Below are 18,383 nucleotides of genomic sequence, written 5' to 3' on the forward strand. Positions count from 1 at the left end.
TTATGCCTCCCATTTATAAGATGTAGACGAAAATAAATAGTAATACCCAAACCACATCGACAAAGTGCCAATACCAGCTAGCGGCTTGAAAGGCAAAGTGATTTTCAGCAGTGAAATGTCCTTTTAATACTCTAAAGAACATAATAATTAACATAATGCAGCCTAAAGTAACGTGCATGCCATGAAAGCCAGTAAGTAAATAAAAGCTATTGCCATATACGCCACTGGTTAGGTACAAGCGCATTTCTTCAGAATAACCATGGGCATATTCCAGTACTTGCAGGTAAATAAAGGCTAAACCTAAAACGATAGTTACGGCTAACCACAGCTTTAATTTACTGCGATCGTTCTTAAGTAAAGCGTTATGGGCAAAATGAGCAGTAAAAGAAGAGGTTAATAGTAAGATAGTATTTATCAGTGGTAAGCCATACCAGCCCATAGCGGTAGTTTCTGTACCACCTGGTGTTTTAAGTAAAGGCCAAGCGGCACTAAAGTCAGGCCATAAAACCGCTGCTGTTTCAGCATTGTTGCCTGCGCCACCAAGCCAAGGGACAGAAAAAATGCGTAGATAAAATAAAGCACCAAAAAATGCGGCGAAGAACATGACTTCTGAAAAAATAAACCAACTCATCCCTTGCTTAAATGAGTTGTCCATTTGATGTGAATACTTGCCTGCCATAGATTCATTAATAACATCACTAAACCAGCCAACCATCATGTAAATAATTAAAGCAATGCCTGCTAATAATAAATAGCCGCCAAAACCTGACTCACCAGAATCTAAATCACTGACGTAATTGCCTGCACCAACAGCTATCAAAAATAAGGCAATGGCACCGACAATAGGCCAATGACTTTGACTAGGTACGTAATAATTTTCGTATTGTTTCGTTGTCATGTCCGTTCCTTTACCGCTTAACTAGGTATATCTTAGTTAAGAGGTTACTTTGTTGCTGATATCGTAAAGGGTGTAAGATAGCGTTAAGGTATTGATTTCTTTAGGGAGATCAATATCTACGTAAAACTGTAGACCCATTTCTACTTCTTCATCCGCTTTTAGTGGTTGCTGGGTAAAGCAAAAGCATTCAATTTTTTGAAAGTAATTGGCAGCAATACCCGGAGAAACTGAAGGTACGGCTTGACCAACAATGTCATAGCTAGCGCGGTTTTTAGCGTAAAACTTAACGAATTTAGTTTCGCCAGGGTGCACCTTGATTTCTTGAATCATTGGCTTAAATTGCCAAGGAATTTGTTTTGCTTTGTGAGTAATAAACTGCACTGTGATGGTTCGTGAAGTATCAACACCGTCGGTTGCTTGTTGAGCTGCTACGGTATTGGTCTTACCGTTTAGGCCTGTGATATCACAAAAAACATCATAAAGTGGCACTAAAGCAAAGCCAAAAGCAAACATGCCTACTACAACCAGCAGTAATTTTTTTACTGTGTTTTGATGTTTGCTGTGCAGCTCTTCGCTATTACTCATGCTAGTGATTCTCTTGCTCAATTTCTGCTGGCGGCGTGCTAAAGGTGTGGTAAGGCGCAGGACTTGCCACTGTCCACTCTAAGCCTTTTGCGCCATCCCATGGGCGGGCTGGCGCTTTTTCGCCACCGCGAATACATTTAATAACCAAGGCAAGGAAAATCAGCTGAGATAAACCAAAGGCAAAGCCGCCAATACTGACCCATTTGTTAAAGTCTGCAAATTGCAGGGCATAGTCTGGGATACGTCTTGGCATGCCGGCTAAGCCAAGGAAATGCATAGGGAAAAACAGTAGGTTTACTGAAATAATAGAGCACCAGAAATGCCATTTAGCTAAGGTGTGGTTATACATATGGCCTGTCCATTTTGGTAGCCAATAATAAGCACCGGCAAACATAGAAAACAGTGAGCCAGTGACTAAAACATAGTGGAAATGTGCGACAACAAAATAGGTATCATGATACTGAAAATCTATTGGCGTCATCGCTAACATCAAGCCAGAGAAGCCACCTATGGTAAATAAAATGACAAAGGCGATGGAAAACATCATTGGCATTTCAAAGCTTAATGAGCCGCGCCACATGGTGGCTACCCAGTTAAATACTTTTACCCCGGTAGGTACGGCAATTAGCATAGTGCAGTACATAAAGAATAACTCACCGAAAAGCGGCATACCTGTGGTAAACATATGGTGTGCCCAAACGATAAATGACAGTAAAGCAATAGATGCGGTGGCATAAACCATAGAGGCATAGCCAAATAAACGTTTGCGTGAAAATGCTGGAATGATGGTTGAAACAATACCAAAGGCTGGCAAAATCATAATGTAGACTTCAGGGTGACCAAAGAACCAGAAAATATGCTGAAACATCACTGGATCGCCACCACCAGCAGCATCAAAAAAGCTGGTGCCAAAGTAAGTGTCGGTTAATAGCATAGTGACCACGCCTGCCAGTACCGGCATAACAGCAATCAATAGGTAAGCGGTAATGAAAAATGTCCAGACAAACAGTGGCATTTTCATATAAGTCATACCAGGGGCACGCATGTTCATAATGGTGACAACGACATTGATCGCGCCCATTATCGAAGAAATCCCCATAATATGAACGGCAAAGACAAAAAATGCGGTACTGCCATTCGAGTAGGTGGTTGATAGTGGTGCATAGAAGGTCCAACCAAAGTTAGGTGCGCCACTTTCCATAAAGAATGATGACAGCAAGATAGCAAAAGCAAATGGCAGTATCCAAAAGCTCCAGTTATTCATTCTAGGTAATGCCATATCTGGCGCACCTATCATCATAGGTATCATCCAGTTAGCAAAACCAGTAAACGCTGGCATGATGGCGCCAAACACCATGATTAGGCCATGGGTTGTGGTTAACTGGTTAAAGAAGTCAGGTTCAACAATTTGCAGGCCAGGTTGAAATAGCTCGGCACGAATTACCATGGCTAGTGCGCCACCAATCAGCAGCATAATAAAGGCAAACCATAAGTAAAGCGTGCCGATATCTTTGTGGTTGGTGGTATATAGCCAGCGTTTGATACCTGTCATTTTGTGATCATGGTGGTCATGATCTTCGGTGTTGTGCTGCTCTTGCTCGTTAAGTACGTCGGTAGTCATTTTATTCTCCTACTTCGCGCTTGCAGCATCAACATCTGCAGGTTGAACTATGTCGCCAGTTTTATTACCCCAAGCATTTCGCTCGTAGGTTATAACAGCGGCAATTTGGCTTTTGCTTAGCATGGGATAGAAGGCTGCCATTGCTGGGTTTTTCTTGCTGCCATTGACAACCATATCGATATGTTTACTGATGTCGCCAGTAACGATTGGCCCGCCATCTAGCGCAGGAAATGCCGGTGGTACACCTTTACCGTTGATTTGATGACAGGCAGCACAGTTAGTGTCATAAATTTGCTTACCTTGTGTCATTAATTCTTCTAGGGTGTAAACTTTGCTGAGATCTTCTTCGCTTGCTTGTTCAGTTTCAACTTCAGCAGTAGGTGTTGTGGCTTGTTCATCACTGCTTGTGCTGGTCGTTTCAGTTTCACCACCTGCGGTAGCTGCCTGTACATCGGCGGCTTGCACAGTGTCGCCGGTATTATTGCCCCAAGCATTACGCTCGTAAGTTACAACTGCGGCAATTTCTTTTAAACTTAATTGCTTGCCGTAGCCCTGCATACCTGTGCCTGCTTTACCGTTAAAGACAATATCAATATGAGCAGCTGCTGAGCCAGTAGTGGTTATTGGGCTACCCTTTAAGGCAGGGAAAGCTGGCGGTAAACCTAGGCCCGAAGGTTGATGACACGCTGCGCAATGGGCGGTATACGTTGTTTCGCCCAACTGCATTAGTTCATCCATAGACGCTGTCGCCGTGAGTGAGGCTTTTTCTGCGGCTGCGGCATCGGCAATAAGTTGGTGTTGCTCAGTAAGCCATGCTTGATAGTCAGCCTCTGATTTTACTTCAACAACAACCGGCATAAAGCCATGATCTTTACCACATAGTTCAGCACATTGACCGCGATAAATACCGGGTTTATCTACCTTAGTCCAAGCTTCATTAATAAAGCCTGGGTTGGCGTCTTGCTTAACGGCAAAAGCAGGAACCCACCAAGAATGAATGACATCATCTGAAGTGAGTAGAAAACGCACTTTTTTATTCACGGGAATGACTAAAGATTTATCAACCTCAAGTAGGTAATTATCACCTTTGGCTTCTCCTTCACCCTGTTGGTTTTCATATTGAGCACGAGGTGTTGATAGGACAGAGTAAAACTCTATGTCTTCGTTAAAGTATTTGTAATGCCACTTCCACTGTGAGCCAGTAACTAGGATGGTAATATCAGAATTGGAGTTGTCTTCCATAGCAATCAGTGTGCTGGTAGCGGGAACAGCCATGGCAATTAAAATGATGACCGGAATAACCGTCCAGAGGATTTCTACCTTGGTGCTTTCATGAAAGTCTGCAGCTTTAGCGCCCTTTGATTTTCGGTGAAAGGCAATTGACCAAAACATAGCGCCAAAAACGACGATGCCAATTGCAATACAAATATACAATACCATCATATGCAAGCCATAGACTTCATTACTGATGGCGGTGACCCCTTTGGTCAGATTTATGGTTGAATCTGCCCAAGCTGAATTAGCAAAAATGCTTACTAATATCAGCCATACTAGGTTACGTCTTCTCACTAGACATCTCCTTGCCTCTACTACCCATAGGTATAGTGTTAGAAACAGAAATGCAGCAATGTAAATCACGGCTCACTGGACTGAATATCTGTTAATTTTTATAATTTTTATTTATTAAATTAACGACGTGAATGAGCAATAGTAATCTGAAAGGATTGTATTAGCATATTGACGTCTTTTTATTCTTTTTGTGGTCATTTTTTGTTCTATGCTGTTTTTAGCATTGCCTAAATTTTGATCTAGGTCAATAAGTTTATAGGATATAGTTTAAAAAAAAGCCAATCAATTCAATGGAGTAATAACTCTAAGTGTTGCTGTGTAAGGCTTAAACCCTGAGTTTGTAGATAAAAAAAATTTTTGAAAAAAATATGTTATTGAAGGGAATTATTGACGCTATTACTGTAGATAGTTAACAAAAAGTAAGACTTGATGACAATTGAGCATCGAATGAAATGAAAAGCCAAGTCGTCACAAAAGTGACTACTTGGCTTAATAGAATTGGTGTAATAGAAAACTGTGCTTATTACATCCAGTTGCCGTTTCGTACTATACCTACGGCAATACCTTCAATATTAAACTGCTGGCTAGCTAAATCTACTTTGATTGGTTCAAAGGCTTCGTTTTCAGCGTGCAAATAAACAATGTTGCCTTCACGTTTAAAGCGTTTAACGGTGACATCATCTTCCACTCGGGCGACAACCACTTGGCCGTTATGAACATCGGTAGTTTGGTGAACAGCCAATAAATCGCCATCCATAATACCGATATCCTTCATACTTTCACCATTGACTCGTAAGAGATAATCAGCAGCAGGATGAAATAGTGTGCCATCCATTTTGTAATGATCTTCAACATGCTCTTGCGCCAGAATAGGCTCACCAGCGGCAACGCGACCAATTAAGGGTAAGCCCTCTTCTTCTATCAATTCTTCAGCTAAGCGAATCCCGCGGGAGGTACCTGCGAGCATTTCAATATAGCCCTTTTTGGCAAGTGCTTTTAAATGCTCTTCAGCAGCATTGGCTGACTTAAAACCAAAAAACTCGGCAATTTCAGCACGTGTTGGTGGCATGCCTGTATCGTGAATTTTTTCTTTGATTAAATCAAAAATCTGCTGTTGTCTTGTTGTTAATGGACGCAAATTTTCCATAAAGTTATTCCTGTAGATATACACAGTAGTACTGTTAGTATATACAGACTGTACTTAATGACAAGTATTTGTTTTATAAATAGACTGTTTGTAGGTTTTAGATTCAGTGAATTGTTAAAATAAGTAAAACGCTCAATTGATGATAATTTCAATAGACTTGCATCTCGATAGACATAAAAGTTTTGCAGCTTAAAGGAAAAACTAAAAATAATATTGACGTTTTAGACGGCGTTTATACTTAAGTGAATCGCTAATGCTGCTTACTTGAGTTTATTGCTATAGAGGTAATAGAGCAACAACATTGTTCCTAATACCGCAAACAGCATTGAAGTTGGAATTAAAAAAAACGGCTCTCGTAAATAGCCATCCTTATCAATAGATACGCCGATAATATGGTAGCTAAAATATGCTAGTAGCGACGCAGTAAAACAGAAAACGCTTGGCCATATTTTTTTTAGCATGGTGATTTTATTCCTAATATTCGTATTAATGATTCGTGTTTAATAGAGTGAAATCATAAATAAAGATGCTTATTAATAACACTGCATGATGTAACAAAGTATTAAGCTTTATGTGTTGGTTATTTGCGTATTTAGCCAATGTTCAAAATAAGTTAAAAACGCTGTTACCTGCATGGGTAGATATTATCTGCAGGCAGAAATGGCTTGAACGCCGACTACTTCGATATGCTCTTCATCTGAACAAGATATTAATTCCACTTAATTTTCAATAGATTACTTTATTTTTCCTTGGTAACTCCGTCATGAATTGATAATTCAATTTTACATATCTGTATTATTTGTAGTATAAATGATATTGTATAATTTATATTGCAATCTGTATGCAATGTTATCAATACTAAAACAAGCACACTAGGAAAAGAGAAATGAATAATAAGAAACACTTTAAACTAGGATATCTATCTTCGTTAGTTATGCTTAACCTTGGCTTATCAACAGCATCTTTAGCCGCCGACTCGGCGGTAGCAGAAGAAAATAAAGATGAAGTGGAAGTTATTGTCGTCTCGGGTATACGAGATAGCTTGATTAAATCCAAAGATATTAAGCTAGAAGCAGACACAATAGTTGATGCAATCACGTCAGAGGATATTGGTAAATTCCCTGATCAAAATGTGGCCGAATCATTACAGCGTATTACTGGTGTTGCCATAGATCGCAAAGGTGGAGAAGGGCAATTGATAACGGTTAGGGGAATGGGGCCAGAGTTTACTTCTGTTCTACTTAACGGCCGAACCTTAGCGACTACCAGTGGTGGCAGAGCCTTTAGTTTTGATATTTTTGCTTCTGAACTTATCAGCGGTGCTGAAGTGTTTAAAACTCAGGCGGCACATTTACAAGAAGGGGCTATTGGCGCAACGGTCAATGTAACTACATTCAAACCTTTTGATATTCCAGGCTTTAAAGCTGTTGGTACTGCTAAAGCACAGTACGATGAGATGACAGGAGAAGTGGCGCCGCAATTTTCCGGATTGATCAGCAATACCACAGAAGATGATAAATTTGGCGTACTGTTTTCTTTCGCGCACAATGAACGTAAAAGCCGTTACGATAGTGCCAATACGGCTTATTACTGGCATACAGATCTGACCATGGATGATGGCAGTTATTACGACGATATTTATTTTCCACAAAATTATGACCAAATTGCGCAATCAGAAGAAAGAACACGCACTAATGCAAATTTAGTTTTGCAATATAAACCTAGTGATAATCTGGAGTTTACTGCTGATGCACTCTACTCACAGTATGATGTTGAGTACCGTCAAGATATTCTTGCTCACTGGTTTACCAAAGATCAACTTACCGATGTTGAAGTGGATGATAACGGTACTTTGGTGAAATTATCTATGGGCAAGGGCAGCAACAGTGACGTACTAGTACGTCAGTCTGATACTCGTAATGAATTGCTCGCCTTAGGATTTAATGCCGCATGGGATGTTAACTCAGATTTAAACCTAAGCTTTGATGTAGCCTACTCAGAAGCTAAATCAGATCCTAAACGTGGTACAACAGACACGGTAGCCTCTCGCCCAGGTGATTATACCTATGATCGTAGCTCTGGTGCGCAACTACCACAATTAACCTTTGATAGAAACAACTCGGCATCTGGCTTAAAAGCTGGCTGGGGTGAGCGCTTTGGTTATATTCGTGAAGATGATGTTTTAGAAGCAAAAATTGATGCTGAGTTAATGGTTGAAGCCGGACCATTATATAAAATTGGCTTTGGTACTATGACATCGGATAGAACCTTAGCGAGCACCCGACTAAGAACCACTCGCCCATTGCCGTGGACTTGGGGTGATAATAGTGCAGCTATTTGGCTGCCTGAGAATATGTTCTCAGTGTATGATGCCGATGGATTCTTATCGGGCGGCTCAGGTGCACCTGAACAATCATGGTTAACATTTAATTCTGAAGACTTTTTTGACTATATCACCTCTGCGGATGTGGTTGCCCAATTGGATGATCCAGCAGGGGTTCAGCAGTTACTTGATGATAATGATGGTTTTACCATGCATGCTGTACCATGGAACTATGAAATCAATGAAAAGCTGTTTGCTCTTTATACTGATGCCTATTTAGAGGGTGAAATTGGCAATATGCTTTGGTCAGTTACCGCAGGCTTACGTTATGTTAAAACTGATAGCACCTCGAATGGTTTTGCCGTACCTTTACTTGATCTTATTCCATCAGAAGGTAAGCCAGGTTTCGTTAATGCCGTTGAAGGGGATGATTATACACCTGTAACGGTTAAGCATGATTATGATAATTGGCTACCTAGCATTAACGCTAAATTGGAAGTGATGGAGAACTTAATCACTCGTTTTGCCTATTCTAAAAGCATTACTCGTCCTGAACTGGATGAAATGTCGCCTGAGTCAGGTTATGGTGGTGGTGATGTCACTCAGCTAACGGGCTGGGGTTCGAACCCGAAATTGATGCCATTTGAGTCGAAGAACTTAGATTTAGGTATTGAATGGTATTACGATGAAGGTAGTTATGCCGCAATCGCTATGTTTCAAAAAGATGTTGATGGTTACTTATCAACAGAAGAAGTTGAAGAACAAGTGACTGTGCCAAGCGGTACTTATAACTATAGAATTTCACGACCAGTTAATTCAGATCAAGCGGATATTGAAGGCTATGAGCTTGCTATTCAGCATATGTTTACTAGCTTGCCAGCACCTTTTGATGGCTTAGGCATCATTGCCAATAAAACTTTTGTTGATAGTGAATCAACGGCTGATGAGGCAGATAACCCGTTACCGTTAATTGGTTTAGGCGATTCAGCCAATTTAATTTTATTTTATGAAAAAGACGCCATTCAGTTACGTGTCGCTTGGAACCAGCGTGATCGCTTTATGCAGTCTAAACCAGAGTCATGGCGAGATGGTCACTATGTTGATGATTATGCGCAAGTCGATATCAGCGGTAGTTATGATATTAATGAACACCTCACGGTATTTTTTGAGGGCATTAATGTGACCAACGAGCTTTATATAACGACAGCAAAATATAGCAATCAATATTTAGACATCACTGAGACTGGCCCTAGATATTCTGTTGGTATTCGAGGTACTTTCTAACGAGTATTAATATATTGATTAGTAAAGGGCACTGTTTGTGTAATGCCGATCAGTTAAGGCAAAAAAGTTTGGGGATCAATTGAACGATCCCTACAATATGTAAGAATCCGATAAATAAAGTTTATCGGATTTTTTTATGCGCTTTGAAAGTGAACTTGCTACAGCCTTTAGTTCTTGTAATACCTTCCACACCTTTGAGAAATACGCAGAGTTGCTCTCCCCTGAGTTGATTAAACAAGGCTTTAAACAAGCTGGCGTCGCCACAATTAGAAAAAGGCGCCTACCACTTGAAACCGTGCTTTGGTCAATTATCGGTATGGCACTATATCGTCAGAAGTCGGTTTGGGATATAGCCACTCAGATGGATATCATGTTGCCTGATAAAAAGCCATTAGTGGCACCAAGCGCACTGGTTCAAGCAAGACAAAGGTTAGGCGCAGATGCCGTTAAAGAAGTGTTTAAAGTGATGGCACAGCATGGTTATGAATCGAACCAGTTTGAAACATGGGCGGGCTTGAACCTGCTAGCCGTTGATGGTGTCGTATGGCGAGTCGCCGATACTGCTGAAAACCACAAAGTATTTGAAACGCAAAGTAACCAGCATAGAGAAAATATTTATCCTCAAATCCGTATGGTTTGTCACATGGAAATTACGAGCCACCAGCTAATCAACAGCGTATTTTCAGGTTACCGAACTAATGAAATGAAATTAGCAGAAGGGCTAATAGAAACGACACCAGATAATACATTAACTATCTTCGATAAAGGCTATTACTCGCTTGGTTTGCTCAATCGATGGCATCAAGCAGGAGAACAAAGACACTGGATGATACCAGCTCGTAAAGACTTAAATTACGATGTCATCCAGAGTTTGGGCAAGAATGATAAACGTATTCGGTTAACAACAACGCCTCAAGCTCGTAAAAAATTTAATGACCTACCAGAACATATTGAAGCCAGATTAGTGAGTAAAAAAATTAAAGGTAAAGAGTACCGTATTCTGACCTCAATGGTCGACCCAATACGCTTTCCAAGCGAAGAAATGGTTGAGTTATACCGGTATCGCTGGGAAATAGAATTAGGCTATCGAGAGATGAAACAATCGCTACTTAACAGCGCTTATACTTTAAGAAGCAAGCGACCAGATATGATTGAACAGGAGTTATGGGGACTCCTTCTGTGCTACAACTTGATAAGGCAAGGGATGACAGCGGCAGCAAGAAAGCTTAATAGCACTTGGCCTAATCAGCTTAGCTTCACGAGTTGCTCAATGGCAATTACTCAGTTCTTTGCCACATTGCCTCTGTCTAGCCCTGGCAATATTCCCAAACACTATGAAGCTTTACTGACACAAATGACTTATTTTAAATTACCAGAGCGGCGTGAAGAGAGGCAATACCCAAGGTGGGTTAAGGCAAAACCCCAAAGGTATCCAAGGAATACAAAAAATGCCAATCAGCTTAACTGACTGGCATTACACTGTTTGTGCCCTTTTTATTTTCTGAAAGCTATAATCAAATCGATATAAGTGAGTTTAATCAATGTATTGCTGCGGGAAAATTTACCAAAGTAATAATATTGAATATACTCAAAGCTAAGTGAGATACTTGGAGCATAACTGTAGTGTTTAAAGAAGATCCATTAGATTTTATTGAAAACTCTAATATTGGTATTCATGCGGTATCTCCCGACGGTATTATCAAATATGCCAATAAACATGAATTAAATATATTAGGCTACAGTGAAGAAGAGTATGTCGGTCACCATGTCTCGGAGTTTCAGTTTGATAAAACTTGCCTTCAAGATATGATGACGCGCTTGGCAAGGTTTGAGCCGTTTACTAACTTCCCTGCCATGGTATATGGCAAAAACGGCATTAAATATATCCTCTATAATTCAAGCGTTTATGAAGAGCATGGTAAGTTTATTCATACCCGGTGTTTTGGTAATGAAATATCTGAACAAGTTTACTTAGCTTCGGTACTTGAATATAAAAAGTCGCTGGCTATTCGGTAGGTATTCGTTTTTGATTTTTGTTAGCTTAAATAAAGGGCACAGTGAACCGTGCCCTTTAACTTTAGTAGTACATACTAAACTGTTTTCCAACATTAGTTATTTGCAGTAATTAAGAATTTATTTGCAGCATATGCTTTAATTTTTTGCGAACTATTGGGTAGGTTACTTAATCCTTGCAAACTTGCGTTATTAAGCGTGATACTGAGAAAAGCGGACTCTGACGCCTTAGCCTTTTCTTTTGTAAATTCTAATATTGGTAAAGATGCTCTACTGCTAAGATAGTCTTGATAGCCATCTATACCACTTAAACTTTTAGTGATTGCTGTTAATTCAATTTCATCGGTAGCTGATTCTAGTGCTGAATCGGAAATAAAGTTGGAAATATCGATATTTTCGATTTGAGGTACTTGACCTGATGCTGGCGCGATTACGGTCCAATTTAATATATCTTCACCAGCGCTTAATGCATTTAGACCTACTGCCATGTAATCTAACGAGGCTGATTGAGAAAGATCATAATGACCTGAGTCACTAATAAGAATATCGAGTAACTTGTCGGCAGCAATATCTGGTATAGGAAGATCAAATGACTTATCGATATCTGTAGTGTTGTTTGTTGATGATTTTATAAAAACTGCTTCATCTACCTCAGGGAATTGGTACATAAAGTCTACCGTGTAGGCTGAAACATCGTAATATTTTACATCGCTGTGCTCAAAAGCATAGACATTTTGCGATGAGTCAAAGGTATAACTTCTTAATGAATTTAACTCATTTATTACAGTTGTAACTCGTTTATTAGCACTGTAATCATTAGTGCTAATATCAACAATCTTTCCCTGATTTTCAGCATTAATTACAGTGGTATTTGCAATATCAGGAATATAGGCAGCAAAGGATTCACTGGGTGAATCGAAATTGATTATCGTTGAAACTAGAGGCCAGTCTCCAGATTGCTTTTTGCAAACCATAAAGTTATCGAAATGATTTTGCCCCCTATAGCTTGATATATTTGCGGCGCCTTCGATGCCAAATATTTTTCCCTGTCCAATATCGTTTGCTCTCGCGGGAGTACTAACTTGTAAATTAAATGTTTGACATGAACAGGCATCAGTTTCATATGTATAGTCAATGAACTCGCCCATATCCTTGATAGGGTAATCAATAAAAGTCGCTATATTGATAGGGGTAATATTACCTACTTTATTTTGTCCAGGCATAACAATTGAAATTGTTTGCGTTGAGTTGGTTGATTGGTAGGTTAATTTACCATTTTGATCTGCAGTGATAATTTCTTTGTTTGAGTAATCTTCGTTATGAATCAATAGTGCGGCATCGCTTGCTAGCACTTCATTTCCACAGGCATCTTTATATTTGGCAACCAATGATAAAGTATTTGATGTGTTGGTGCCTGAGTTACTGTTATCTGGTGTAGTACTTGAGCTTCCTCCACCTCCGCAGGCGGTTATTAAGCTGCAAATTGAAATTAATGAGATAGTTTTAAGGTGCATACAAAATCCTTTTAGTTAATGTTTTAGAGCAAGAGCTTTAAAATGTATTTTAAAGGATTATCTGTATGAAATAAATGCTAGTTATTGATTAACATAACTAATTATTTATTAGGTGCTATAGCTATAAACAAAGAGACATTGTTAGCTTAAATAAAGGGCACAGTGAACCGTGCCCTTTATTTCTAGCCTTGATTCTACTCTTCAGCAATTAACTCATCAGAGTTATTTTTTCTTTCCCGAGCTAACTCTCTGCTGACTTTCATAATATGAGACTCGCTACTTTGGCTGCTATTGTCACTATTCACGTTGAGGTTTTTCAATGTGTCGATAATTTCCATATCAGCATTTTTAGTGCTCACTAGTAATGAAATTAGCGGAGTTAATAATGATTCTAAACTCTTAGAAAATAGCGCTAAGGTTTGCTCCATATCTGAGTGATCATTTTTATCCAGATTAACTTCAAGCTTTAAGTTTTCAATGGTTTTATTCAGGGTTGCAAGGGCATCAGATTGCGGCTGTTGTAACGCTTGGCCAATGTGATTTAAACCTTTCTGTAATAGCGATATTTGGCTAGCTACATTGGCGATAGGATTATCACTGTCACCTAAGCTTTGATGGCGAACAAAATCGTCTTTAATTTGCTGCCAACGTGCCTTTTGCTCTGGGGTTTGTCTGCCTCTTAGCTCCGCTAGTTTAAGTAGATTTTCTTCAGCGCCAACAGTTAAGGTCTGCGCTTCACCACGATAGTGATCGGCAATTAATTGCTCAATCTCTTCATCTGTCATCACAGGCACAACTTTTTCAGCCATCTTGTTCATATTGCGATAACTACCTTGCAGCTTAAATGGCGGCTCAGTACGGTATTTATCATCTTGTGCTGCTGAGGCAATATATTGCTCATTGGCGACTAACACTGTTTGCTGAATCTTACGAATACGCTGAATAACGGCAATGATTTCGTTGATTTCTGCTTGCGAATAACCATGTTTTAGTTCAGTTGAGGCAATAGGCTCACCATCAGCCATACTGACTAGCTTATATAAGTCATCCATATCTCGGGTTGCCAGCGGCGCGATATAAGCGTTACTGGTTAAGCTGTTTTCAATAAAGCTTAAAGAGAATTCATGCTCGCGACCACTTAAGGTATCACCTAGGTTGTAGATATCGGCGCGGTTGGCAAGCATATCTGGAATAGTGAAAGCTTCGCCTGACTCCGTGTAGGGGTTACCTGCCATAATAACGGCAAACTTTTTACCGCGCATATCATAGGTTTTACTTTGCCCATTAAAGACACCGTCAACTTTACGTGAGCCGTCACAAAGGGAGATGAACTTTTGTAAGAACTCTGGGTTAGTGTGCTGAATATCATCAAGATAAAGCATAACATTGTTGCCCATTTCAAAAGCTAAATTGATTTTTTCAATTTCATTTTTAGCCGTTGAATTATTGGCTTGTGCTGGATCTAGCGACACTTGTTCATGACCAATGGAAGGGCAATTAATTTTAACAAAGGTCATACCTAGTTTGCTGGCAACGTATTCAATTAAGGTGGTTTTACCATAGCCCGGCGGTGAAATAAGTAATAAAAGACCCATTAAATCAGAGCGCTTATTGTTACCTGCTGCACCAATCTGTTTAGCGAGGTTAGCGCCAATAATAGGGAAGTAGACGTCATTTATCAGCTTGTTACGAACAAAAGATGATAATGCGCTTGGCTTAAATTCTGCTAATTTTAACCGCTCTCTTTGCTCAGTTAAGATGGTTTGTTTGAGTTGATGGAATGCTTTGAAAGCGGGGACTTGCTGCTGACTAAATTGACGCAATTTGCTGACAAAGTCTTGGTAGTTGATAGCTAGCGTTTGCTCTGTAATATTTGCGTGTTGGCCCAATAAGCCTGTAACCAGACAATCGGTTTTCGCCTCGGAAGCATAAAACTGACAATTATCGGCAAAGGTAAGGTAGCTTGCTGCCTCTATCAAGACATCTTGATGCGTTGCTAACTCATGATGCGAGATATAGGACTCGAGCCAAGCATAGTGCAATTGCATTTTTTGTTCGAGTGATGTGCAGGCAGATAATGCTTGGCTTATCTGCTGTTGTAAGCTTTTGTGTTTTAATTGATTAGTAAGCTGCTCGGCTAAGGTAATACTTTGTGCCTTAACGATAAATTTACTTTCCGCTAAGGCTAGCTCTTGTAAAAGATAACTTGCTGCTAAGCAGGCATCACAAGCTAACCAAGGCTGCTGGTCAATATAATTAGTTAGCTCTTTCGTTAATTCATTGGTAAGTTGTTGGCGCAGTTGGTTATCACCAAAGGTTTCCGTCATTAAATGTAGGTTATGACAGCGGCGCAATAAATCATCTTGCTGGTCATTATCTAAACTCTCTTTATAGAAACATAGCGCTAAGCGACGTTCCGCCGCAGGATAAGCCAGTAAGCCGATAGATTCTCTTAGCGGTAATAGCTGTTCAAGAATGAGTGCAGCATCAGCATCATGAACACCTTTATCATAGCCTTCTTGATATCTTGGCTCTGCCGCCTTTTTAACAATATCGAGTAAGGTGTTTTCTTTCAGTGCAGTTTTCAGTTTATCGAGTGCTGACTTACCCGCTTTTTCAGCAGAAAATAAAATACTCGCCGCTAAGTATTCGCCTCGATAAACGTTATCAGACTCCGAAATTAACTCTTGTTGCCACAAGTGTTCGGTGCCGGAAAATACATCAGCAGGTAAGCTTTCAAAATACTCACTACCGCTGATATGCAGCACCATTTGTTCATCGCGCGGCAGCAGGGTTAACTCTAATTTTTGTCGGTTCACCGAAAATTGATGATCACCTATTTTTACTAGGCTGCCATCGGCAGAGTAAATGTCGGTTTTATCGCGTAGTGAGCGCACGCCTTGTTCTTTAGCATTTTTTAGCTGAGCTTCGATATCATCCGCTCTAACGTTATCGTCTAGCTCTCTCAGCTGAGTAATGATTTGCCTTAACTTGGCAATCATAGGGTCGCCAGCAAAGTAGCTATTGAGCTTGTCTTGCTCATTAAAAGACTGACTTCTGCGAACTATGCCTTCAATAATACGTTCGGCGGCGGTCATTAAATTTAAACAGCGGCGCTGCTGGGCATCCATAAGCTGTTGCTTATGCTGTTCAAAGTTGTCGTATATTTCGTTTCTTTTCGCTAGTATTTCCTGATAGAACTCGTCATAGTCACTGAATTGGCTTTCTAAGTCTTCCAGTTGGATCAGCACTTGCGATAGCTGTTGATCACAGGCTTGCGGAGTATCACTGGCGTTTAGGCCACTAGTGACACTTTGGCCCAGTAATTTAAAGCGGGCACCAAATTCGGCACGCGCTTCTTCACTGCCGACACTTTTGGCGGCAATATCAGCGCTCGCTTTAACGCGATTTACTTGGCTAAATACTGAAGAAATATCTTCTAAGATGCGTGTTCTTTGTCGGCTGTCTTCAATTTCTAACGACAACATGGTGTGGTTTAACAGCTCTAAACCGGCTACCAGCTCTTCTATGGCGGTGCGCACAGGTTTTAATGCAGAAATTGAATCACTGGCGCTGATTTTAGCTTCAAGATCAGTAATGACTTGTTGGTATGGCGCTAACGATTTGTCTTGTTGGAGAAAGTCAGCAGTGGCTTGGCTTAAGTCTTTATTGAGCTGTTCAAGGCTTGCTGCCATCGCCTCGATTTCACTAATATCAACATAACGCAGCTCTTTGTGTGAGATTAGCTCACCTTTAAATTGTGCCAGTTCCGTTAGGCTATCAACGTATTGTGTTGCTGTGCTGAAGTTGGGCTGTTTTAGCTCTTTTGTTACGCGCGCTAGCTTTTGCTGGGCAGCTTGCATAGTCGCGTCAGAGGCTTGCTTAATACTGGCAACTTTCTCAAATTCATCCAGTATAAGCTCTGAGGTGGTTACTACTTGCTTAATCAAGTCTTGTAGTGTCGCCAGCTCGCTATCATTTAACCAGTGATACTTATCGAATAATTGTCGCGATTCTTTAACGAGATCGTTGAAGTGTTGGCTACTCGGTGTTTGCACCGAAATAAGTTTAACTACACTGTATAAGTCAGAGATGCCTCGGACTAACTCAGGGTTACCTATTTTACCAAAGAAGCTGTTATCGCTTGGTTGGTTACTGGCGTATTCTTCACTGCAAAATGGCGTTTTCCAAATTTGCATGGCGTGTACGCGTGATGGCTCAGACTCGGCATTAAACACCACGGCGCGGCCATTGTTATATAAACTTTGCCCATGACCATAAATAGGGTTTTGCAGAGTACGGGTAATTAAGTTGTAGGCAAAGAGCGCGTATTGGCCTTCGTTTGGTTCGTAAAAAATATAGAGAAAGTCTTCACCATTAGGTGATTTAACAAAGCGATGTAATTGCAGGTCTTCCGCGTTGTCTTCAAAGCTTTTGTGTTCACCATTTTGCAGATAATAGCCACCAGGGAAAATAATGCCGTGATCTTCAGGTAGTTGAATGCAAGCGTGCTCAATAGCGTCTTGCCTTAATACCTGCAGAGTTTTGCAATTGAAAATTAAATGGCGAGTTTGTTCTTCACGATAAGGCTTAATTTTTAATAAAATTAATTCGCCAACTTTTGCGTAGTGAATGTCAGCATCATCAAGAGATTGATGTTCATCTTCAACTGGTTCGGAGTAAATACCTTGGCCTTGTTCCGTATTATTTTCTACTTTTAAGGTAATTGAGCCACCTATGGCTTCAACAAATAAGGTATCAAATAAATTAAAGTGTGGATGTTTGCCTTGTTCTTGTTGTTCTCGCGAAACTTTTTGCCACTCAAAATCAAAGTTTTCTGGTTGTTTTATATCGCGCTCACCGCGGTTATCGATATAAGACACTTGGTTATTAGCATCAATACCCCAACGAAATACCCGAATATCATCAAGGCGTTCACCGATTTGAAAAACGGCAAAAACTTTACTGCCTTGGCGGTAAACGTGGGATAAAAAGGTTTTTTTATAGTAAGTATAAAGTTCGTCAAAATCGCGGACAAAATCTGGGTGCTCAAGAAAGCTACCCGCCATGGGCAAGTCAACAATGTCGATTTCCCCTTGGTTATCTTTTAGCTGGTGTAAGCTAAAAACATCAGCCACTGTGATATTGCGCTTTAGGCCAAGAAAAACGTTGTAGCCAAACAATAACGTATCACCAATGGCGGCAATATCTCTAGCGACACAGTTATGTTCAGTGCGCACTCTAACCCGTGCATCTACGCTCATATCGGTTGAGCCAAAGGTGTTTATACGATCTTCATTTAACTGCTTGATCTGCTTATTAAGATCACTACCTAACGCGGATAAACGGCGTTGAATCAGTTCATATGAACCACCTTCGGCAACGGCGTTATTGGTGACATTTTCCTTATCTGTCATGCGAGACTCCAT

At 40.3% G+C, this 18,383-nt stretch carries 11 protein-coding genes; 3 read left to right on the forward strand and 8 right to left on the reverse strand.

Annotated features, from left to right (window positions below):
• Positions 1–13: 13 nt before the first annotated feature.
• The 6 genes from EMK97_RS12260 to EMK97_RS19430 form a co-directional block, all read right to left on the reverse strand.
• Complete coding sequence (locus EMK97_RS12260) at positions 14–898, reverse strand: cytochrome c oxidase subunit 3 (RefSeq protein ID WP_130602582.1); 885 nt, start codon at positions 896–898, stop codon at positions 14–16.
• A 36-nt stretch (positions 899–934) separates the two neighbouring features.
• Positions 935–1,483: a cytochrome c oxidase assembly protein gene (locus EMK97_RS12265; protein ID WP_130602584.1), complete on the reverse strand. Its 549-nt coding sequence runs from the start codon at positions 1,481–1,483 to the stop codon at positions 935–937.
• Position 1,484: 1 nt separating this feature from the next.
• Entirely contained in the window at positions 1,485–3,104 is a 1,620-nt protein-coding gene (gene ctaD / locus EMK97_RS12270; protein ID WP_130602586.1) for a cytochrome c oxidase subunit I, read from the reverse strand.
• A gap of 9 nt (positions 3,105–3,113) precedes the next feature.
• Positions 3,114–4,673 carry a cytochrome c oxidase subunit II gene (gene coxB / locus EMK97_RS12275; RefSeq protein ID WP_130602588.1) on the reverse strand — a complete coding sequence of 520 codons (1,560 nt, stop codon included), beginning with the start codon at positions 4,671–4,673 and terminating at the stop codon, positions 3,114–3,116.
• 523 nt (positions 4,674–5,196) lie between these two features.
• Positions 5,197–5,811, reverse strand: coding sequence for a transcriptional repressor LexA (gene lexA, locus EMK97_RS12280; protein ID WP_130604476.1), 615 nt, complete (start codon positions 5,809–5,811; stop codon positions 5,197–5,199).
• 269 nt (positions 5,812–6,080) lie between these two features.
• Entirely contained in the window at positions 6,081–6,281 is a 201-nt protein-coding gene (locus tag EMK97_RS19430) for a DUF3955 domain-containing protein (protein WP_130602590.1), read from the reverse strand.
• Between the two features lie 425 nt (positions 6,282–6,706).
• On the opposite strand from EMK97_RS19430, the gene EMK97_RS12290 reads away from it, so the two are divergent.
• The 3 genes from EMK97_RS12290 to EMK97_RS12300 all read left to right on the forward strand — a co-directional run bounded on the left by EMK97_RS12290 (position 6,707) and on the right by EMK97_RS12300 (position 11,443).
• Positions 6,707–9,427 carry a TonB-dependent receptor gene (locus EMK97_RS12290; RefSeq protein WP_130602592.1) on the forward strand — a complete coding sequence of 907 codons (2,721 nt, stop codon included), beginning with the start codon at positions 6,707–6,709 and terminating at the stop codon, positions 9,425–9,427.
• A 136-nt stretch (positions 9,428–9,563) separates the two neighbouring features.
• Positions 9,564–10,895: an IS4 family transposase gene (locus EMK97_RS12295; protein WP_130599454.1), complete on the forward strand. Its 1,332-nt coding sequence runs from the start codon at positions 9,564–9,566 to the stop codon at positions 10,893–10,895.
• Positions 10,896–11,050: 155 nt separating this feature from the next.
• Complete coding sequence (locus EMK97_RS12300) at positions 11,051–11,443, forward strand: PAS domain-containing protein (RefSeq protein WP_130602594.1); 393 nt, start codon at positions 11,051–11,053, stop codon at positions 11,441–11,443.
• Positions 11,444–11,535: 92 nt separating this feature from the next.
• On the opposite strand, the gene EMK97_RS12305 is transcribed toward EMK97_RS12300, so the two are convergent.
• A complete protein-coding gene (locus EMK97_RS12305; RefSeq protein WP_130602596.1) occupies positions 11,536–12,954 on the reverse strand; it encodes a hypothetical protein in 1,419 nt (472 codons plus the stop codon).
• Between the two features lie 194 nt (positions 12,955–13,148).
• Positions 13,149–18,371 (reverse strand): DNA repair ATPase, encoded by a 5,223-nt coding sequence (locus EMK97_RS12310; RefSeq protein WP_170176756.1) that lies wholly within the window; start codon positions 18,369–18,371, stop codon positions 13,149–13,151.
• Positions 18,372–18,383 lie beyond the last annotated feature (12 nt).

Origin of the sequence: Litorilituus sediminis (genome assembly GCF_004295665.1) — a bacterium.
GTDB lineage: Bacteria > Pseudomonadota > Gammaproteobacteria > Enterobacterales > Alteromonadaceae > Colwellia > Colwellia sediminis.